Here is a 20,074-nt window from a genome sequence, read left to right as displayed (position 1 = left end):
GGCGTTACACGTACAAGGTAAGAGCCAAAGCAGTCGCTGCCGGTTGTTTAAGCGGTCTGTTGTTCTCCTATGTCGTTCTGTTTGTTGGTTTTCATTCTCTAACAAGCTTTACATATCTCAGCGTAGTTGAGGCTTATAGCCCAAGATACATATCCGACCGGATGCCTCAGCTTTCGAAGTTAATAAGAGAATACAAACTGAACGCTGCTCGCTGCAATATTTCAAACGCAAATTGTTATGTCAACGACGCTGCTGAAAGGAGCTATCCGTGGCTGAAGAAGTGGAAATCTTGGAAGAAGATAGAAGAACCTACTCAGAACAACCAGAACCTGGAGTGGGGGGCGGACAGCAATCAAACACCGATATTTCAGGGAGATCGGGCGATGTAAGTGATGAGCTTCGAACCAGAGTCGAAGATGTCACATTAAGCATTTACACGGCACGGGCAGGGGAGATTTTTGGCAACGGAGAATACACAATTGATCATGCTTTTGCAGAAGCCGCTGCGCTTTTAACGCGCTCAGCCAATGATCAATACCTTGTTGCTCGTTTTATTGAGGCCGCTGAAAAAGCAGAGTTGCCGTCTGTACTTTGATCTTTTTGGAGAACGTGAATGCGTGCGCTGTGGTCATTCTTAGTCAAACAGACAAAACTCTGGTTCATATTTTTCTGGCCGGTGCCGATCTGGGCGTTCTTCATTATTCCTTGGTTTAACAAGCCGGATGGATCGGGCGTTTCCCTCTGGGGCATGATTTGGGGGGATGCACTTGGCAGCACAATAATGTTTTGGCCATTATTGCTGATGAGCTGGTATCTTGCCTGGACGAGCCGCATTCATCTGGTTGCTTCTTTCATCATTTCTGGCAGCGTTGTGTTGTTGTCCTGGCCGAAGGCTTCTGAAATCGTCAATTACTTCAGCCAAATGTTCAGCCTGTATGGCTTCTCACTCGGACTGCGTGAGATTCATGGCTACACCTATGGCCTTGGCTTCCTCACTTGCCTGACTTTTGTGATGTCAATCGGAGCTTTCATCCTAGCGATCCCTGGCGCGACGGAAGGCGCCATAAAGATCAGCAATCGCAGCTTCAAGAAGTTTAAGGTCTCGGAAAGCGGCTTGCATGGCAATTCGCGTCTGGCGACTGTCAAAGAGTTACGCAACGTTACTAAAGTTGCTGAAACCAAGAAAGCTCAACTGTTGATCGGATCCATCAAAGGTACAAAAGGCGAGAGAGTTTATTGGCCTTTAGAAGCGCATCCGATGGTTTTTGCTCCAACCCGATCGGGGAAGGGCGTGGGCTTCATCATGAACAATATTTTTGGTTATGCGGGACCAATTATCATTAATGATCCCAAGGCGGAATCCTTGATGGTGACTGGACGCTATCGATCTCAAAAACGGCAGATCGTCGCTTTCGATCCTTATAAAATTTGTGAGAAGAAGGGCAGTGATTACATTCCTCCTTATGCTTCTTGGAATCCGCTCGATTACATTGGAGAAGATGTAGAGGACGATATTGAAGCAATAATGGAAGCTTTAATCGTTCCGCCTGATGGCGCAAAAGGCGCGGATTTCTGGGAAAATTCGTCGGTTCTGTATATCGCTGGGCTTATCCAATATTGTCATTACATCCGTAAAGCTTTTCCTGAGCGAGGCAATCTTCCTTACGTGCTTGATCTTTTAAACACGACAGATCCTGATGATCTTAGAGCTCTTTGGGAAGCAATGGTAAAAATTGGAGGCCGCGCAAAAGCAGCTGGTGCACTTCTTATGAACACAGCTGAACAAACTGGTGCTGGCATTATTACTACAGCGCGCGTTCACATGGGCTGGCTAACGTCGAAGCCTCTCGCTGATGCTGTAAGAGCATCAACTTTCAAAATGGAAGATATCGCGGATGACAAAATCGATATCTACATTTGCATTCCGCTTCACAACCTCAAGATTGCTAAAGTCTTTATGCGGATCATGACGATTATGCCCATAAAAACTATCTTGCGTGGAAAAGTTCCGAAAAGTCGCGTGCTTATGATTGTTGATGAAGCTCCGTTAATGGGGCGTCTTGATGCATTGCCAGATGCGTTTCGTCTGGCGGCAGGCGCAAGACTATCGGTTATGCCCATCGCCCAGACAATGGCTGGTATGGAAAAGGTCTATGGTAAACATGATTTTGAAGACATGCGAGGCAATGCCGAGCTCATAATCGCTTTCGGCTTAAAAGCTAACAATCAGGATGGTTCCGAATGGGTGTCAAAAGCGTCTGGATCGTACGGAGCAATACAGGAAACCAAAAATAGCTCTTCTGGAAATTCATCTAAATCAATTGATATGTTCTCGAACAAATCGAAAAACGAAGGTGTGAACTATCAAGAGGTAAAACGTGAAGTGCTAAGCGTGGACGATATCGCTAACCTTCCAAGTGATGATATTATCATTATTCCTCGCGCAAAAGATCATATTCTGCGCAGAACAGCTGTCGTTCACAACGTGAAATATTACGAACAGCCCGATTTCCAGTCTCGCATGGATCGCAATCCTCTGCACATTGACGATTGAACGTTATGAGGCTTGAAATTTGAATCAAAATTCATGGGACTTTCAAGCACATAGCGGTTTCATGCAGGCTATAGTGACATATTATTCTAGAATGCACGTGTGCAAGGTCTGAAGTTTAAGTAATTTTTCTAAAAGGATCTGCACCAAATTACTCCATGCATCATCAACCTCAGATGCCGCTGAATAGAATGAAGAATTCAAATCTGCGTCACGTATTTCGTGGGAGAATGCCTGAAATGCCGAATGGCCTTCACGAACAATCTTCAATGCCATCTGCGCTCGCTGTTCGTCGAGATCTTCTTGATTTAAGATTTCCAATATTGTTTCTGATGCATTTTGAACGGTCGAGGCATGATAATTCAGCTTTGTTAGCCACATATTTTCCATAAAATCCTAGAGGGATTACTATTGTAGATTGGAATAAATCGCGATTTGCTAACTGTCAATTACGGAGATACGATATAATATAAACGTAATTTTAAAGGAGGATTGTTTTGCCGTGGAGACGTTTTATTGCGCACAAGATAGATGAGAGAAAATACTTAATTGTGGATACTGAAACCGGATTAGAAGCAACCGTTGATGGCCAGACCTTCGGCCTCATGGGAGAGATACAGGCTCACTTTGGCGTAGAAATCATGAATTGGCTGGAGAAAACTCCAGTGCTGCCGTTGGAACCTTGGGATGATCCGCACAATTAACAAATAGCAGCTCTTGTTTAGGCTTGCCTTTATCACCGAGTGTCCAAAAGCTGGTTGTGACTGGCACATCTTGGCAGTGATGACATCGTGCTAATTCCTCGCGCAAAGGACAATATTTTACGCGGAGCAGCGTTATTGACTAGGTCAAATATTTTTAGAAACCTGATTTTAAGTTGATTATTGATCGTAACCCTTGGCATGGCGAAGATTAAGCCAAGTTGACTTGCCGCTGAACTTTCACGTGATAGAGTACCGGTATCTTTGGTCAGCCACATGGCGCGCTGTTAGTAACCGGCGGAAACGCATTACCAATATTTGTATCTGTTAAAGGTGGTCTAATAGCCTATTATATTGTTCATGTAAATTCTGGAAATTATCTGAGGGTGGTGCCGTGAGTTTTCTGCGCAGTCTTATCGAAGCATTGACTGCATCCTCTTATGTCAGAGAGCTGGATTATCGTAAGGAGTTGCTTGAAAGCATTCTTCACCGTCGACGGATGATTGTCATAAGCGCAATATGTGTCGGGTTAACTGTAATTATAACGTGGATAATTACTCATACTATTTGGCCGTTCATTTGGCTGGGAGCAGACATCGCTCTGACCGTTGTCAGATGGGTCGTGATGTCACACGCCATAAGCGGCAGCGCACAGGCACGCCAGCGCGCATGGTATCTTCTAGCCGTTCTGATGTTATGCTGGAGTGCTGTGTTTGGTACTGCAATGTTTCTTTTGGCCTATACCAGAGAACCTGCTCTCCTGATCAATGCTGCGGTTTTAGCGATTAGCGTTAGTAGCGCGATCACATCGCGCAATGCTGCAACGCCAAGGATCGCCTTTCTCGCCATCTTATTTGTGACTGTGCCGTTCCTGAGCGGTGTTTTCCTATCGCTGGACGAGGAGAAATGGATCGTGTTTGTAGTTGGAATACCACTCTTGCTCAGCTCATATTCACTCACGTCACAAAATCATCAAATCCTAGTCAGATTGATTTGGGCAGAAAGGCAAGCACGCGCTCTAGCTTACACGGATGTTTTGACCGGCCTACCGAACAGGCTATCCTTTGCTTGTCATCAGGAAACGCTCGCGTCGCTGCCAACAGGGTCGTCTGGGTATGCTTATATGTGCTTGGATCTTGATGGCTTCAAAAAGGTGAACGATCATTACGGTCACCCGGCAGGCGATCTGCTTTTGAAAGCTGTTGCAGTGCGGTTGAGGCAGGTAACACGATCCAGTGACATTGTTTTCCGGATCGGCGGGGATGAGTTCATCGTCTATATGCCGGGTGCTAGCTCTGATGACTGTGCTGTTGTGGCATCGCGCATTGTCACTTCTCTAGGAAAGCCATTTTCGCTTTCCGACGACTTGACTGTATCCATCGGTTGCAGTGCAGGAAGTGCGTGCCTGACTATCCCAGGCACTGCGGCTACAATACTTCACGTTGCCGACGAAGCACTTTACAAAGCCAAGCGTGAAGGAAAATCGCGCCATGTTCACTCAGCGGCTCAGTAGAACGAGGTGTGACTTTCAGCAGTTTATTTGTCAAGTATTTTCCAAACCGTCAGTTGAATGGAACGATCAGGCGATCACTGTCGAGACATGGAATAGGAGTCGGAACAAAAGCAGTTCCGGAAGCGACACTAAGATCGAACAGAGCATAAACTGTAGATCAGCAAATCGCGCTCTAGGTATGCACCATATTTTGAATTGCGTTTGAAATGCAGTTATTCTCGATAAGTTAAGATTGATTTTTATTAGCCGTACAGTCTAAAGATCTGCACTGGGGATAGCGCAAGGGGGTTTGCGTGCAGCGTGGGTATACAGTGTTTATGCTCGTCTTAACGGGTATTTATCTAACAATTGAAATTCCGTATTCGGTATTCTTGATCGACTTCTTAGCTTCGGATGCTCAGGGCGATATTGATCAAGTTGAAAAAGTGGGTCGATTGCTGACAGGAGTTGCTGTTGCAATCCTGCTTGTCGGATCAGTTGTGTTTCCAATATGCGCAACGCGATTACCTGTTCTCACTACATTTCTGATTGCAACCGTTGTCGCCGTTCCATCAGTTAAATTCACATACGATATGTTGAATTTTGTTGGTGAGGAAACTGGAAGGCGCAAGAGCGGAGATGAGCTCAAGAGCGCATTTTTAACAAATCTATCTAAGCGGCAACTTGGGGAAAAAGGAATAAATGACCTTGTCGCTTCTGAGACAGGCGATTGGAAAATGTTTGTTTCTTACCTGCCCGCCCTCGCTGATGGCGGAGATGGTAATTTGTTTCGCTTAACAGGCGTTACGCTTGAGCAGCTGGCTAAGGATGAAGCAAAGCGTCTTTATGGCGAGCCATCTGCTTTTCGAGCCGCACAATTTCACGATGCCCTCAGAAACCTGAGTGATAGTTATCGATCATATCAAACAGCTAGCGTCGATCACAAAGCTGCTTTGGATAAAGTGTCTTCACAGACTGCTCAGAAGTGGGTCGAGTTTCGCAGAATGGTCGAATACAGGATTGGTCGGAAAAGAAATTATTCTGCACGTGAGCGTTCTGTGATCGTGTCGAGGCTCAAAAGTGAAGGTCTTAATTTTCCTAATGGCTATAATCCTAATGACGAAAAGACGTTCAAGAACATAGTTTCAAAGAAAATGAGTTCTGAGATAAATAATTCTTATGAAAAGGGTGTTCTTAACACTGTCGGTGCATATGTGCCACCAGGTCTTTCCTACAGCGAATTCGTAAAACACAAGGCAATTCAAAAGCGTCTACAAGAGATATTTTATCTTCCGAAGAATTCTAAAACCATTAGTAGCGATCTATCTGATGAAGAATTTCAAAACATCGTTTTTAATCCCTCGCTGAAGGGGAGTGCCGATAATCTGCTGATGATGCTCAAGCTATCAGCAAAGGATTTTGGGACGAAAAGTGAGTACACGCTTCGAGGGGTTCAATCACTGAAAGCGATTGAATTGCCGGTGATGGCAATCTTGTTGTCGCTGGCGGGAGCTATCTTGCATTTGTTTAAGTTTACGAATTATGGGCTGAAGCTGGTGGGGAACTCGGGCATCCGCCCGCTGGGTTTTTTGAGTAGTTCCGTCGTAAGTGCAAGCTTCGCAGCCCTTTTCTTAGGTATAGTCGCGGCATACGTAATGAATCAAGGAAATCGGGTCTATTCAACAGCTATAAGCTTGACTACGTCCAATCCTGCCGAACTTAAACACCATGTTCTTCATCAAACACTCGCCTTGCAACCAGAATTCTCGCAGTTGGGAAGCGCTCTTGCCGCGATCGGTGTATGGCCAATTTTCAAGCAATACACTTCCCTTCAAGGCAGTCGTGTAGATACTGAGCAGGTTCCAAATGAGTAAGAGTGAAATTGATCAAACCTCATTGAAGGATAATGTTGGGCCAGTTGTTGGCAAAAAACTTTTAAAAAAGGAAATTGATGACCTTTTCAAAATTGTTGGTGGCAAATCTGAGATAACTGAAGAGCAGTTTTCATTAGAACGAATGGAATCTGAGTGGCTATTTAAAACCACAATAGCGACAGAGTGGTATACGAGCCGCTATCAAGGACGTATTCAGAGTAATGCGCCGCGGTTTAATTCACATGGCGAATGCTTATCAGTTATTACTGAGCAGTCCAGTGCGGCACGCCAAGAATTTAACAATCATTCCGCCATTCACGCATTGATCAGACAAGGCAAGATTAACCAAACCATCGATGATTACGTAGCGGCTATCCGTGAACTTCGGTGTGATCCATGTGATGGAACTGGCAGCCTCTATTGCAATAATTGTTCTGGAGAAGGAACGTGCCTGTGCAACCACTGCAATGCTACCGGATATAAGTTCTGCTACTCCTGTTCAGGAACAGGTATAATTCATAACGTAGGAGATAATTCGCAACACCGATGCGGCAGTTGTAATGCACAAGGGAAAGTACGATGCAATTGGTGTGACTGGAGCAACTTTCAATACCGTACGCGCTGTTTAAGCTGTAACGGTGGCGGCAAATTTGGGTGTAATACCTGTGCTAGAACTGGCTGGCACAGTGATTGTTACTCTGTCAAGGTGATAGCAAAAAGCGATGTTATCCTTAAGTCATCGTCAAATGGATTGTCCGTATCCGACAAATATCATCAAGACGACCAGGCAATCCTTGATTGGATTCGCTCTGCTGGTTTGGATGATAACAATAAATCTTATGAGATCGAATATAGCTTTCAAGGTCATAATTACACGGACTTGAGAGTGGATTCTGCCATTCTGCCGATGCAAACGGGTTTGAGTCTTAAAATTTACCGAGCAAACTATAGTGCGAAACACAAGGGTGGAGAGATAAACGGGACCTGTATTCTAATTTCAAATCCTGTTTATCGGTTTAACAAGTTTCTTGAACGAGAAAAAGATGAACTTCACGAACTGTCGAGTTTACTTTCACGCCAACCTCCAAAAGATTTTGCATCTAAAATCAAGGAAGTGTCGCCGGAAATTTTCGAACTAATAAATGATGACGTTGACGATGCGGTTCTTAAAGCAGCAGATCGTCAATCGCATGGTGTATTAGGGAGTTATTTTCTGAAAAAAATATACGACGACTACGTTAAGTGTCGTAATGATTTCACTAAGGATATTAGTGGAAGGATGGTTGTACTGCCACTAATATCAGCAATATTATTATGGTTTATTTGGGTAGTGTATCTACCATTGCCATGGGAAATCAATAGCGGAGTTATGGCTATATATCTCATTATGCCATTCATAGCTAGTTTTCTTGTCATCCGATGGAATACAATGAGGATCATTGCTAAGCAAACAGGAAAAAAGAGCAAAGTAAAGTTTGGAGGCAAAACATATATTGTACCATTATTTACCTCTCTTGGATTTCTTGTTTTATGGTATTTATTTAGAGATTCAAACATATTTCCGATCGGTTGGTAAATCATGACCAAGATATAGGGGCCAGATGTGATTAAAAGGTACATACTATCGATAGCAGGTTGTCTTCTAGCTTCATCCGTTTTGGCGCAAGAATTTCCGAAAGAATTTGTTCTTCACCCTCAATTGCCAGTCGCCACTATCACCAAATCAGATGGCATTGGAACCGCTCACGCTTCTATTGCAGCTCAGATTGATCGAGCTGGAGCTGAAGATTGGTGCGGAAATTGGAGACCAGAAGATCAAACCTGCGTGTCAGGACTGATATCCGAGCATCCGAATGCCTATAAAGCATCAGCAAACTGTCAAACCGGCGAAATGACTGATCCGCATGGCCAGCAGGTGAAATTCGATGGCACACATTCAGACGATGACTTTCAGGGTTGGTTTGCCTTCAAGGACTTGAAATCAGGCAAGCGTGTAGGCACTGATAATGCGTCCGGTGGATTGGTATTGGCTAACCAGTGGATGTCGCTTTGTCCTTATGGTCGACCGTACGATGAATTGCCGATTGAGAACGTGATGACCGAAAGCACTTACAATAGCGATTCAGGAGAGACAGTCGGACACAATGGACAGTCTATGCGTCTTGTACATGGTAAAGACGCCATTTCATATGGTCCTCATCCAAGTTCAGCATCTATAAAGCCCTTCAGCATCGTTTTCAGAGGTATGGTGACGTATTACGATAATCCAGTCAAAGGCATCGCTTATACCTTCAAAAAAGGCTGTGCGCCTGCTCCATACTGGGTACAGGGTCACGTCAATAGCGAAGGCAAGATTGAGCTAAGCGGCAAAGCACCTTTGCGTGAAAAAAATAGTTGTAAAGTGATTGGATATACAGAGAAGTCCAAAAACGCGAACTTAGTGTTCAGGTTCGAGCACTATTAGTCTTTCTGAGAGCCTTCCCTGTTTCAAAATGGATGTGCATGAAAATGCACTCCTTTCATTGTTTTTGAGTATGGATATAACAATAATATAACTTATCAATTTATATTGACATGTTTTTGAAGCCTGATACGATACTAGAAGCAAAAAACTTAGGAGTATCAGAATGTCGATTCAGGAAAAATTGCTGACCTCAACAGACAAGCAGCTGGCTAATCCTCTTAGGCATTTTTTGTGTGCTGAGATTATGGAGCTTGAAACGAAAAATGAATTAGAAATTAATGAAATAGATTGTTTGAAGGAAATGCTCGATGAGGTGGTTGTTATTAATAGCGCCGTGCTAAGCGGTGAGATGGTTTCGAGTGAAGCTGATCTAAGTATAAAGAAAATCGTTGCTGATCGACTGTCACAGCCGTTTAACGCAGCACGTGATGCTGGTCTTACGAACACGCCAATAAACTTCAAAACTCATGATAACGGTAATCTGTTTGCAGAAAAGCATAAGCAAAAAGAATTTGCGCTCAGTTTGTGGATGATGTTGCGTTATTCGGCCAATTTGCCCCGCAGTGATGAAGAAAAGAAGCAATGGGATGCCGTTCGGGTTTGATAAAGTAAGTTTCTATCTTCATCGAAATGATGCGCCCTTTTGGGCGCTTTTTTTATGCTCCTAAAGGATATTAATTCTAAGTTTATATGTTTACATCAGCAGTTAACCGTTATATTATATAAGAATATAACTTTAAGCAGAATGTAGGAGCTTAGGAATGCTTGCTAATTATCTGACATTCAATCGCTTTATAACAAGAATAGCGCCGCAATTTATTGAATTGGCTACAAAGTTCGAAAATGAGAGGCGTGACCGATCTCAGAGAAGTGAGCGTTGCGTCACTTCCTGTCTGATGAAGGGAGATGCAAATCCAGCGGAGCGCTTCTGTCAATTGGCAGCTCGATATTACAAATACCGCTCTGTTTGCGTCGATTGCTCAAGACCTGGGGCTGTTGCGGCAGCGGTTAAAGCGACTTATCGAGAGCAAGTTTCATTGGTTTTTAGCAATGCTCATAAACTCAGTTTGAACGATGCTGTAGTGATTGAACGTGCACTATCTGGAAGAGATAAAGAGTTTTCCATCGCAGTCGCTTTAATGTTCTTTTTGGTGGGTGGCACACAGTATGACGCAATTCCATACAATTTGCTCTCGATAAAAGGAAGATCAGAGGTCTTCACGTTTCCAGCTGTAGCGGACAGTGATGCTTCTGTATTTCAGCAAAGCTCATCAACTACATCCAGCGCCCCCGCGTTATCTGAATTAACTACTTAGTGATGCGCTTCGGCTGCACCACTTCTCCCTATGCATGCCCCTGACAACCAGCAAAGCGCTTCGCGCAGGAGAATAACAATGAAACCGACCTTAAAAACAAACCTCGTTGTTGCTGTAGCCGTACTATGTATCTCAGCTCTATGGTTGTCTGGCTGTTTCGATGGCTTTTTTGATCGTCTAATTGGTCACACGATGATGACTTTGAATATGATCATATTTGTATTCATGAAGAATACAGGTGCAAGCATCTTTGGACTTATTGTTTTTTTCGGTGCATTGATGGTGCCAGTCAGCTGGGTTATGAAGCGCGTTGATGAAGACACTAAAGACATAGCTTTCTTTGTTCTGTCTCTAATTTATGCAGCAGCGATAAATTCATTCTTGTGGTTTTTATTTGCCCTAACTTTCCGTCGTAACCCTGATCTTTACCCAGCTGCATCACAGGCAGATTCTGTAGGCTCTTTAGTTCTCTTCTCGTCTATCGCTTTAGGCCTTGCGATTGCCAAAATAGTAATAATGCAAGAGGAACGGATCGTTTCGATTAAGGCATCTGCCTGATTAGAAATGGTGCGCCCAACGGCGCACCCTCACTCTCTCAATTTGACTGTTTTTTGTAACCACAAAAGCGCGATGTGCAGGAGCTCTGACAGAAATGGCGGCGGTAATGCCGCCATTCTTTTTGATATCGCTGATCACACTACAAAAGTTATATAATTTATATAATTAAATGACTAATGTATTGTTTAATGCACTTGGCTAGCTTATAATTTACTAAGTTTTAATAATTTGTGCGGTGCAAAAATGGCTAAAGCTACAGTCAAGATTTTTGTCGGTCCCCATGGCACAGGCAAGACCGAAGCAGCGAAGCAACTTGCAGCGGAATTGGGAATTGATTGTATCGTCACGGATATGACCTACCGTCCTAGCTTTGATTATTCGGCTTTAGGTATTCCCGAAATAAACCCCTATTTCGCAGCTAGTGCGGTTGCTGTTCTGGAAGATTTTGATGGTGCATCAGCAAATGCGAAACGAGAAGTCTTAAACTATGCAGGCATAGTTGAAAGCGACACAGAATTTCCACCCCACATCTACATTCTGACTACACAAGTTCACGGCAAACGCATCGCGGATCTGCCAGGCTCAATTGTTGGCGGTTCGCCTGAGAGCCTGCGCGGGGTAATAGAGGGGTTGCTTGAGAAATCGGGCTTCGACCGAAAGCTTCTTAAAGCCGCTGACGAGATCCGGATATTTGGAGCAGGGGGTGTCGAATGATCAGAATTCGACCAAAAACCATCGCTCACTTCGGGCTTGCAGCTGTCGCGACATTTTACGTTCTTGAATTGGCTAATTCCATTTTTGGTCCAATTGGACATTCCGAGGCCAGTGCTCTCAGCATCTTTATCGTCTTCTACTTGTTTTTGTGGATCGTAAAGAACCTTCCTTGGGTTGTGAAAACAGTAATCAGAACAGCAATTTATGCATTCATCGCGCTGAACGTAAAGCGCTTCTTCTTTAACCGCAAAGCTTAGTTAGGAGTATGTAACATGCGCATATCTGAAAATCAGAAAGCTGCTATTTGTGCATTTTCGATCTTGCTAACTGCGATGACGTTCGTGTTCTTCTTGCTACAGCCTGCGCGCGCTGAGATGCAATTTAAGCTGCCGCCGACGCCACTATCTTTTGCTAAAGGTATTGCAGAGAAGGCAATTGAACACACCAAAGACGTCTCCAGTCAGGCTGCGGACGCAATCAATCAATTTATAGCGTCAGACAAAGAGCAGACTTATCGCTTTCGCGCTGCAACGTATGAAGAAGCAAATTCAGGAATAAAAGTCCTGCTTGGCAAAAATCAGGGAGATCGCTTAGCAAAGCTTCTGCACAACGGCCTGCATCATGGCTTTATTGCCTTCGGTGCAGTGGATCTGTTTGCTGACAGTGACGGTATTTTTGAGCTGGAATATGGCAACTGGCGCATCAAAAAGGCCATGCTGAAGGGAGATAGGGAAACAGTTGTTTTTCCTCTGTCGGCCCGGAATGAGCCGCTTATCTTTACAGCGGATGGGAAAGCCTCTTTGTCATTTGCAGGCAATGTCGTTCAAGCCGACGGCGATGAATCTATTGTCGTTCTAAATAACATTGCGAAGTGAGGTGACGATATGAAACCTCATCTAAAACAAGCCGAACTGAAAACAGCGGAAGCTGTTAATTCACGCAATTCTTCCTCGAACGAGAAAGACAAAGCGTCTCCTAAACCGACCTCTAAGATTGCTGCCGGCATCATTGCTGCTGCACTTGCAATCGGCATAGGTTCCTATGCTCTGTGGCCGTCTGACATTCTGAATGGCAAAGCGCAGCTTGATCTTGTGCCTCAGAACGAAGTCTCTGAAAAAGTCATGCAGATGCCGCTTACTTCTTTCCAGAAAGCGGCTCTGCTCGCAGACATTAACAACAATGGCACCTTGCTTTACAAGTTCGGCGTTCAGGTCGCGAACGGCGGAAATGTGAGTGTTGATGTTAGCGGCTTTAAGAGAACAGTCTTTGTGCCTGTTGGCGTTATGGTTGTTGTTGAGGTGCCGATCCCGCCAAACGGTGACACTCTCAACATAAGCGCCCCAGGCAAGGCTCTTGCTACATTCAGAAATGGCAAAACCGCATTTGTAAATTCCGAAACAATCGGCATTTGGCGGTGATGGATGAGTAGCATTACCTCAAAAATCGGCGCTTTTTATAGAACAAGCCCAATCCTTTTTATCATCGTTTGTCTCGTTCTTTACTTCAAGGGCGGCGCGATGATTTCAGGAATTGCGACGAGCAATTACCGGCTTTTTCAAATCGGATTCTGGGTCTGTCTTACTCTCGTAATTGTTGCTTTTGCGCACAACGCTGGCCTCTTCGAAAAGGTTTGGCCGCAAACATTTAAACCTAAATGGAGAAAAGCATTCATGTCACTTGTTAGCCGTTATTCAAATCCCGAAGCTCTGCAAGTTCTAATTAACCGCAAAAAGAAGGTGGTTGATTTTGATGTAGATGATTTTCAGGACAGAGTGAATGCAGGTTTGATTGGTCAAAAGGCTGTTGTGCGCTCGATCGGTGAAGTTCTCTATCTTCGCTTTAACCAGATCATCTCTAATACAGCTCTCTATGTCACTATTCTTGCAGGCCCTCCAAGTGTCGGTAAGACGGAAGCAGGCAAGCAGATTGCGAAGGTGCTTGGGTACGACTTCAAGCTTATCGACATGTCGCAATACAAAGACTTAAACAGCTTTGGCGGCTTGATAGGCAATCAGGAAATATATCGCGGCTCTGAGAAGCCTGGTGAAATAACCGGCCAGTTGGAAATCAATGAAAATACGGTTTTTATTCTCGATGAGATCGACAGAGCTCATGAGAATATTTTCGATATTTTTCTGATCCCCTTTAATGAAGGGCATTTCATCAACGGCAAAACAGGAAAGCCTATTAGTTGTAAGAAAGCTATTTTCATTTTTACGACAAACAAGGGGCATGAGCGGATTACTGAGGCCCACAAGGGAAATCCGGATGAAGATAAGCTTGCGGAAATTACTACGCAAATTCTGACAGAAGAGGGTTTTGACAGTGCCTTACTTTCCCGCGTTGATAGCGTCGAAACATTTAGCCAATTGGCTGATGAGGATGCCGCTGAAATTGTTGTCCTTAAAATTAATAGCTTGGTCAAGCAGTACGGACTTGAGCTGGAGGATAGCGCGAAAGCGCTTGATCCTGATTTAATCTATCAAGCTCTAATTAGAATGGAAGCTCTTCAAAAATCCAAAGGCGTGCGCGGATTTATGAAGGTGCTTGAAAAGTCGTTTGGCAAAAAGCTCGCGGACGCTTCTAAAATTGGCGCCAAGACGATCCGCCTGATTATGCCTGGCAATACACTCATTGATGTAGATCTGATTATTACAGAGTATCAGGATTATGCCGCTGAACAGGCAGCAAAACCACAAAGAATGACGCCAAGTGAAAGAGCTCGCGCAGCCGCTGAGATGCGAGGCGACTGATGTTCGACGTCATCACTCGATCTCGATACGTGACCCTTGCTGCATATGGAACCTGTTTTTGCGGCTTCATGCTCTACATGGGGGAGCCTCCATCCCCTAAAGAGCCTGAAAAGCAACAGCAGCATGTTGGGCCAGCTCCTACACCTGTCGAGCAAAAGGGCTCAGCTGATTATCAGTCTCCATTCAAAACATATGAGAGGGAGACAGCACCGCCACCACCTACACCGGCACCGACGCCTGTAAATGCCCCACCTGCACCCAAACAAGAGGAACAAAAGGAACCAGAAAAGCCTGCACCGCCGCCGTCACCCAAGATCCTTGAATTGTCGAACGATGACGACGCGCCGACGATCAACATGAAAAAGTCCAAAACGCCCAAATATGACTTCCAGGATTAGCACCAAAAGGAACATAAACAGATGAAAAGAATAGCAATTTTCGCCGCATCCATGCTTGTTTCAGTTGGTGCATATTCTCAAGTACCAACACCAGTTGATCCTTTCACGCGAGATTTTTATCCTGAAAATCTGACTGCCGAACAGAAAAAGACACTTGAAGCAGCAAGTCCGCAGTCGACGCAAAAAGTGATTAAAGAAACAAATCTGTCGAATGACGAAATTGACGATGGAGGGGAGAGGGATGCTGCGCCCATCAAACAGACCAGTCCAGCCGATCTGGATAAAGACACAGTCATGCCACAAGTGCCCCAGGAAAACATTACAACAACTGCGTCGGATGATGCTGACGATGGCGTTTTAAAAGATACTCTGGGCAATGCAGAACTTGGCGGAGACGATAAAGCAGATCCAACGGCAGAAAAGACAGCTGCAAATATTAAAACCGATGCGGCGGCACCAAAGGTTGAAATTGATCGCGGAAAGTGGCTTTTGCGGACTTTCCCCGGCTATAACGATGTTCACAAACAGCTCGTTATTCGCGATGAATCCGACATGTGGGGCAGTGCCGTTCTTCCTGTCTCAACGCCGATCAACTATCAAACAGCGATCAATAAAGGGAAAGCAGTCGGTGCAAAGGCGGGACAACAGGATCCGGTCAATAATGTACTCATTGTTTACGATGGTGTTTTTTACGCACCAACAAACGGTCGCTATAATTTCCAGCTGAATTATAAAACTTCGGCTGACCGGGGATCGCCAGGCATCGAATGCGGAGCAGACTTTGAAATAACGTCGTTGCGAAGCGACGAGTATAATACCATAGCTTCAATGCGCACGGTATACACTCCCCAATTTCCCGGTTTGATGAATCTGTCGCCAGCGATGGGCAGCGCAAACGTTAAAAAGGGTTTCTATAAAATCCGGCTGAAAGCTGCATGTTTAGCTAACCGTCATGGTATTCGATACGAAGATCAGACTTTCGGGGTGATGGTCAGGGGGCCGAAAGACAACGACTTTAAAGCTCTTTCTCCGAAAAATGTTGGCTTCCTCAAGGAAATTGAAGAGGAAGAAGAGGACGCTTGGCCGACAGAATAATTCTCATTAGAATCTGCCCCGAAGAACGCGCAAATCAAACGGCGCTGTAGTGATCGGGGCGGTTTTTTGCATGAAAAATGCTGATATGCTGATATTCTGATTTCGTGAGCTACTGACCGGTCATCTGAAGCGTCTCTGCTCAAGCGCGCTTTTCCTCTGCTGTCCGGTTAAAGACAACTTGGCAGCCCGAGAGAGACGGACTCATAGTTGTCTTTGAACATCAATTTCATCATCGAAGCTGTAAAATGAGCACATATGGATATTAGGATGATTTGCGACCGAGGCCCAGTTTCAGAGCAATATCTGAACGCTCTTTGCTGTATCCCAGTGCGACCATAGGATAGCCGTGCGGCAATGAAAAATGATTGCGATACTCGTCAGGTGTTATCTGATGAGCGGTGCCAAGGTGTCGCCGAATACTCTTAAACGTTTTGCCGCAGAAGAGGCAGGTAATCGTTTTATCTTTCACAGATTTATTGATAGCAACAGCTGGCTTCGGAGCTTCAACAGCGACTGCTTCAGCTTTCATATCGAGACCGCTCGCCTGAAGCTCTGACAGAGCTTTATGAACAATGTGTATGGTTTCCAGGAGTTCTTCTGTACGGGCAGAATTATTTGCTGTCCACGCCGCGACAATCTGAGCTGTCAGTTGGCATCTTGTGTAATCTAAATTTTGAAGGGTGGTTTCTTCTAACATTTATAATATCCTCTTTATTAAGTATGCGATAAAGTTTATATAAACGCGAAGTATAATAAGTCAATTATTGACAAATACCCATCAAATCTTTTCGTGCCCGTGTGACGTGCTCACCGAATTTGGACCACAGAGAAGTGGAATTGTTTGGGTTTAAGGCTCATGAACCAATCGGCGTTCAGACACTCGGCTCCGAACTTCCCATTGACGCTCTCAATGTTGCTTTTATCGGTCAGCTTACCGGGCCGGGAAAAGTCGAGCACCACCCCCTTATGGTAAGCCCACAGATCCGGGTCATGAGAGATAAATTCACTGCCATTATCCACACGAATAACCGCAGGATAACCGAACTGACGACATACCCGTTCCAGGGTATGCACCACATCCGTACCACGATAACTGAAGCGGGCATCACTGCTGGCGAGAAGCGGGAGAATGTATTAACCACCACCCCCCTGATAAGTACGTTCATTACTCATCAGAACGTAGAATATTTACAGTACCTACTTTGGGATAGGGGTGAACGTTCAGGTGGGGTTACTCATAAAGAGTCGACCTTATAGCGACCTTCCAACAGTTTAAGCAGACGTTCGTGGTTTTCTCTCATATCATGGATATGCTCAATCAGTACGCCAAGGCAGATCATTATTATACCCGTCAAACATAAACTGACTCCGCAGGACAGGAGAACAAGCCGGTCAGTTCCTGACGTTGCGATACCGAAGGCAGCAATAGTCGCGCCGGGAATCAGTGACAAAATACCAATAATCTTCACAATAATACCCATATCGCCCCCGTATTGGCCAAACGTTGTCAGAGCCGCGTGGTGCGGTCAAGGTCAAATAAAAGCCCCAGCGAAAGGAAACAAGCTAAGGCTTGCATTAGAACACTCTTGGCGCGCGCGCTGGACTTCGATTAGCAAAAACTTTCGATAATAAAAACCCCGGATACATGTGGGTGCACTCCCGGGTCACACCGAGTCAAGTATGATGGGCGGCCTTGAGTGCGTCTAATATGTTGCAGGCCATTATGAAAAATTAAAAGCCCCGGACGGAGGGGTATCACATCCGGGACTGCGCTTCGACACCTTGCAATAAGTCTCCACGCACGCTCATAATCTCACATTATCAGGAAAACACAATGGATAGAACCGTTCCAGCAGGCGCGGCGCTTTCGGGTTTCTTTCGAAAGGCAACATCATGAAACTTGTCGCTGGCTGGCGACACGTCCTGCGAAAGGCGTGGTCCGTCCGCTTGCCCCTGCTTGCTGGCTTTTTAACCGGTTTTGAAGTCGCATTGCCGCTTCTCGGTGATGCTTTTCCGATTCCTACTGACTTATTCGCATTCGCATCGTTTTTTATCGGTCGCGGCTTTCGTGATGCGTCTTGTTTCTCAGAAGGCTTTTCGTGGAGCGAGTAAACTTGCAAAAGCAGCATTGGCGTCCGGTCTAGGTCTAATCGCTCTCACCGCAACTTATCTAATTATGCCGTGGGAGGGCATAGAAAACCACGCCTATTACGACAACCTCGGCAGCGTCTGGACTGTGTGCCTGGGGGAAACGAGGGGCCTCAAAAAAGGCGACAGATATACTGATAAGCAATGCCAGGTAATGCTTATCAAGAATCTTGAAGCTGGCTTTAGACAACCTCTCCGCAAGTGCATACGGACCTTTGATCAGGCTCCGATTAGCGTTCAAGCTTCAATGCTCGATCTCTCCTACAACGTAGGAACGGGTGCTGCTTGTAAGTCTACTGCGGTGAAGCGATTGGCTGACAAGCAATGGCGTCTGGCCTACCACGCCATGACAGCGTTTGACCGCGCTGGCTGCAAGGCTGTGGAAGGTTTGCGCAAGCGTCGTGAGATGGACGATTCTAAACGTATCGGTGAACTGGAGTTATGTCTGGTTGCACTTGAATGAGGGGTCAGAACAAGATTAGTTCAAAATCGTACGCTTAGGTCGAACGAAAGAGAAACGCGCAGTTATGCTGACCTCAAACATTGCCGCCACACACGATCACCCAAAGTCTGCGATAGTGCCTTGGAAGTTCTTGTTCGGAAACCGCTGTTAAAGCCAACGCTCCGCTGGGCTCCGCCTGTATGCCTGTTTCACGGGCCATATGCGTTTGCGCTTCGGTGACGCCTGCGTCTGATGCTGCGAGTGTACGGACCCCGATTTTCTGGAGAATGCTAAAAGCAAGTGAGCCTATTTCGGTAACTCTCAGAGCATCACAGATTGTCTGCTCTTGAGCGACGATCTCCACAGGATGCGATACGTTAAAAGCAGCATACAGGCGTGGATAATGCTCAGGCTCAGCTACATAAATATCGTTTTCAAGGCCATTGATCCGTAGCCCCAGAGATGTTCCTGCCGCTAAACCACCGCCGCCGCATGCGACGACAATAGCATCGTCAGGAGAAGCATCATCCTTCATTGCATGAGCCAGTTCCACGCCAAGGGAACAGCTGCCGACAAGCATGGATGCGTCCCTGAACGGATGCAACAATGGCAATCCACGCGCTTTCGCTTCCTGTTCCGCACGATCAACAAAGTCAGATCGTGGTACGAGAAGGATTTCCGAACCAGAATTCAGGGCCATTTCTAGTTTTGCAGCAGGTGCATCGTAAGGCATAACGACTGTCGCTGGAATGCCAAGCTTTGATGCAGCCAACCCGACGGCTATGGGGAAGTTTCCGGAACCGCAAGCAACAACGCCTTCCGGATGTTTGCTAACTCCGAGTATGGCTCCCCTATATTTGAAGGATCCTGCATGTTGTCGGGATTCATCTACCAGGCGAATTTCCTTGGAATTCTTTGCGCCGGAAGTCAGATCGGCAAACTGGACGGGAGCACTGTGGCTTAGAACAAACTGGATATCGGTTTCCAGGTTTTCCGAAAGCTTTTGTGCGCTTAGCGAGAAGTGATCCATTTGCTGCAAACTCTGATTTTTGTGGAAGATAAATCAATGATCGGCGAGATGGCCCAAAAATTAGGTTTTTGACCTTTCCAGTTCGAATTAGGTGCACAATTCATTTCGGTTACGAGCCGGCGCAAATACAAGTTGTTCGCCAGAACTGTGCTGCAACCCGTGCCATTGCTCGTCGGCGCGAAGAGAGTGCGCTCATTGCTGATCCCAGTGATGAAAAGCTGGAAGCTTTTGATATCCTATAGGACGTTGACCCGGCGATCCGTCAGACGCGGTTCAATTGGCCCGCCCCTGACGCCCCGGGAACAACAAATCTGAGCGGAATGACGTTGTGCATAGCGTTCCTACGCAATCCTCAGATAGCTCGCCGGCTGAAACTTCGCATTTCCGCCGGTCCGTGGGGATCAGATGATCGGCGAGGGCGATGCCACTCCTGTATGGCTTGTCAATGAACTAATTTCCAGACGTCGTCGCGCAACAATTGTCGCTCCGCTTATTAAACTGGGCCAGAAGCTCACCGACGATGAGGGAAAGATTTTCA

General features: G+C 45.7%; 23 protein-coding genes and 1 pseudogene. 19 read left to right on the top strand and 5 right to left on the bottom strand.

Features of this window, described 5'->3' with window-relative positions:
* Nucleotides 1–268 precede the first annotated feature (268 nt).
* On the top strand, nt 269–595 hold the full coding sequence (locus J2782_RS21535) for a hypothetical protein (RefSeq protein WP_310016095.1): 327 nt from the start codon (nt 269–271) through the stop codon (nt 593–595).
* A gap of 18 nt (nt 596–613) precedes the next feature.
* Nucleotides 614–2,554 carry a type IV secretory system conjugative DNA transfer family protein gene (locus J2782_RS21530; protein ID WP_310016094.1) on the top strand — a complete coding sequence of 647 codons (1,941 nt, stop codon included), beginning with the start codon at nt 614–616 and terminating at the stop codon, nt 2,552–2,554.
* An 81-nt stretch (nt 2,555–2,635) separates the two neighbouring features.
* Here J2782_RS21530 and J2782_RS21525 read toward each other — a convergent pair whose 3' ends face one another.
* On the bottom strand, nt 2,636–2,941 hold the full coding sequence (locus J2782_RS21525; protein WP_310016093.1) for a hypothetical protein: 306 nt from the start codon (nt 2,939–2,941) through the stop codon (nt 2,636–2,638).
* A 107-nt stretch (nt 2,942–3,048) separates the two neighbouring features.
* On the opposite strand from J2782_RS21525, the gene J2782_RS21520 reads away from it, so the two are divergent.
* The 15 genes from J2782_RS21520 (at nt 3,049) to J2782_RS21450 (ending at nt 15,916) form a co-directional block, all read left to right on the top strand.
* A complete protein-coding gene (locus tag J2782_RS21520) occupies nt 3,049–3,255 on the top strand; it encodes a hypothetical protein (protein ID WP_310016092.1) in 207 nt (68 codons plus the stop codon).
* A 622-nt stretch (nt 3,256–3,877) separates the two neighbouring features.
* Complete coding sequence (locus tag J2782_RS21515; RefSeq protein WP_310016091.1) at nt 3,878–4,765, top strand: GGDEF domain-containing protein; 888 nt, start codon at nt 3,878–3,880, stop codon at nt 4,763–4,765.
* A 293-nt stretch (nt 4,766–5,058) separates the two neighbouring features.
* Complete coding sequence (locus tag J2782_RS21510) at nt 5,059–6,618, top strand: hypothetical protein (protein WP_310016090.1); 1,560 nt, start codon at nt 5,059–5,061, stop codon at nt 6,616–6,618.
* Nucleotides 6,611–8,194 carry a hypothetical protein gene (locus tag J2782_RS21505; RefSeq protein ID WP_310016089.1) on the top strand — a complete coding sequence of 528 codons (1,584 nt, stop codon included), beginning with the start codon at nt 6,611–6,613 and terminating at the stop codon, nt 8,192–8,194. Before J2782_RS21510 ends, J2782_RS21505 begins: the two co-directional genes overlap by 8 nt.
* A 27-nt stretch (nt 8,195–8,221) precedes the next feature.
* Nucleotides 8,222–9,082, top strand: a complete 861-nt coding sequence (locus J2782_RS21500; protein WP_310016088.1) for a hypothetical protein — start codon at nt 8,222–8,224, stop codon at nt 9,080–9,082.
* Between the two features lie 163 nt (nt 9,083–9,245).
* On the top strand, nt 9,246–9,686 hold the full coding sequence (locus tag J2782_RS21495) for a hypothetical protein (RefSeq protein WP_310016087.1): 441 nt from the start codon (nt 9,246–9,248) through the stop codon (nt 9,684–9,686).
* A 157-nt stretch (nt 9,687–9,843) separates the two neighbouring features.
* Nucleotides 9,844–10,398, top strand: coding sequence for a hypothetical protein (locus J2782_RS21490; RefSeq protein ID WP_310016086.1), 555 nt, complete (start codon nt 9,844–9,846; stop codon nt 10,396–10,398).
* A 78-nt stretch (nt 10,399–10,476) separates the two neighbouring features.
* Nucleotides 10,477–10,956, top strand: a complete 480-nt coding sequence (locus J2782_RS21485) for a hypothetical protein (protein WP_310016085.1) — start codon at nt 10,477–10,479, stop codon at nt 10,954–10,956.
* A 243-nt stretch (nt 10,957–11,199) separates the two neighbouring features.
* Nucleotides 11,200–11,670 (top strand): AAA family ATPase, encoded by a 471-nt coding sequence (locus tag J2782_RS21480; protein WP_310016084.1) that lies wholly within the window; start codon nt 11,200–11,202, stop codon nt 11,668–11,670.
* Nucleotides 11,667–11,927, top strand: coding sequence for a hypothetical protein (locus J2782_RS21475; RefSeq protein ID WP_310016083.1), 261 nt, complete (start codon nt 11,667–11,669; stop codon nt 11,925–11,927). Before J2782_RS21480 ends, J2782_RS21475 begins: the two co-directional genes overlap by 4 nt.
* A 117-nt stretch (nt 11,928–12,044) precedes the next feature.
* Nucleotides 12,045–12,545 carry a hypothetical protein gene (locus J2782_RS21470; RefSeq protein ID WP_310016082.1) on the top strand — a complete coding sequence of 167 codons (501 nt, stop codon included), beginning with the start codon at nt 12,045–12,047 and terminating at the stop codon, nt 12,543–12,545.
* A 9-nt stretch (nt 12,546–12,554) separates the two neighbouring features.
* On the top strand, nt 12,555–13,088 hold the full coding sequence (locus J2782_RS21465; RefSeq protein WP_310016081.1) for a hypothetical protein: 534 nt from the start codon (nt 12,555–12,557) through the stop codon (nt 13,086–13,088).
* A gap of 3 nt (nt 13,089–13,091) precedes the next feature.
* Entirely contained in the window at nt 13,092–14,423 is a 1,332-nt protein-coding gene (locus tag J2782_RS21460; RefSeq protein ID WP_310016080.1) for an AAA family ATPase, read from the top strand.
* Nucleotides 14,423–14,821: a hypothetical protein gene (locus J2782_RS21455; RefSeq protein WP_310016079.1), complete on the top strand. Its 399-nt coding sequence runs from the start codon at nt 14,423–14,425 to the stop codon at nt 14,819–14,821. The genes J2782_RS21460 and J2782_RS21455 overlap by 1 nt, the downstream gene beginning before the upstream one ends.
* Before the next feature lie 21 nt (nt 14,822–14,842).
* On the top strand, nt 14,843–15,916 hold the full coding sequence (locus tag J2782_RS21450) for a hypothetical protein (protein WP_310016078.1): 1,074 nt from the start codon (nt 14,843–14,845) through the stop codon (nt 15,914–15,916).
* Nucleotides 15,917–16,178: 262 nt separating this feature from the next.
* On the opposite strand, the gene J2782_RS21445 is transcribed toward J2782_RS21450, so the two are convergent.
* From J2782_RS21445 to J2782_RS21435, 3 genes and pseudogenes are all read right to left on the bottom strand, one after another.
* Nucleotides 16,179–16,613: a Ros/MucR family transcriptional regulator gene (locus tag J2782_RS21445; RefSeq protein WP_310016077.1), complete on the bottom strand. Its 435-nt coding sequence runs from the start codon at nt 16,611–16,613 to the stop codon at nt 16,179–16,181.
* Nucleotides 16,614–16,765: 152 nt separating this feature from the next.
* A pseudogene (locus J2782_RS21440) lies at nt 16,766–17,058 on the bottom strand (DDE-type integrase/transposase/recombinase); the annotation flags it as partial.
* Nucleotides 17,059–17,151: 93 nt separating this feature from the next.
* The gene (locus J2782_RS21435) at nt 17,152–17,397 is read right to left on the bottom strand and encodes a hypothetical protein (RefSeq protein WP_310016076.1); all 246 of its coding nucleotides are present in this window, start codon (nt 17,395–17,397) and stop codon (nt 17,152–17,154) included.
* A 412-nt stretch (nt 17,398–17,809) separates the two neighbouring features.
* On the opposite strand from J2782_RS21435, the gene J2782_RS21430 reads away from it, so the two are divergent.
* Both J2782_RS21430 and J2782_RS21425 read left to right on the top strand, forming a co-directional pair.
* Complete coding sequence (locus tag J2782_RS21430) at nt 17,810–18,028, top strand: DUF7940 domain-containing protein (protein WP_310016147.1); 219 nt, start codon at nt 17,810–17,812, stop codon at nt 18,026–18,028.
* Nucleotides 17,922–18,527 carry a lysozyme gene (locus J2782_RS21425; RefSeq protein ID WP_310016146.1) on the top strand — a complete coding sequence of 202 codons (606 nt, stop codon included), beginning with the start codon at nt 17,922–17,924 and terminating at the stop codon, nt 18,525–18,527. The genes J2782_RS21430 and J2782_RS21425 overlap by 107 nt, the downstream gene beginning before the upstream one ends.
* A gap of 73 nt (nt 18,528–18,600) precedes the next feature.
* Here J2782_RS21425 and J2782_RS21420 read toward each other — a convergent pair whose 3' ends face one another.
* Entirely contained in the window at nt 18,601–19,536 is a 936-nt protein-coding gene (locus tag J2782_RS21420) for a pyridoxal-phosphate dependent enzyme (RefSeq protein ID WP_310016075.1), read from the bottom strand.
* Nucleotides 19,537–20,074 lie beyond the last annotated feature (538 nt).

Origin of the sequence: Brucella pseudogrignonensis, from assembly GCF_031454375.1 — a bacterium.
Lineage (GTDB): Bacteria > Pseudomonadota > Alphaproteobacteria > Rhizobiales > Rhizobiaceae > Brucella > Brucella pseudogrignonensis_A.
Note: the sequence above shows the minus strand (reverse complement) of the source record. Positions and strands in the feature narration are given on the sequence as shown.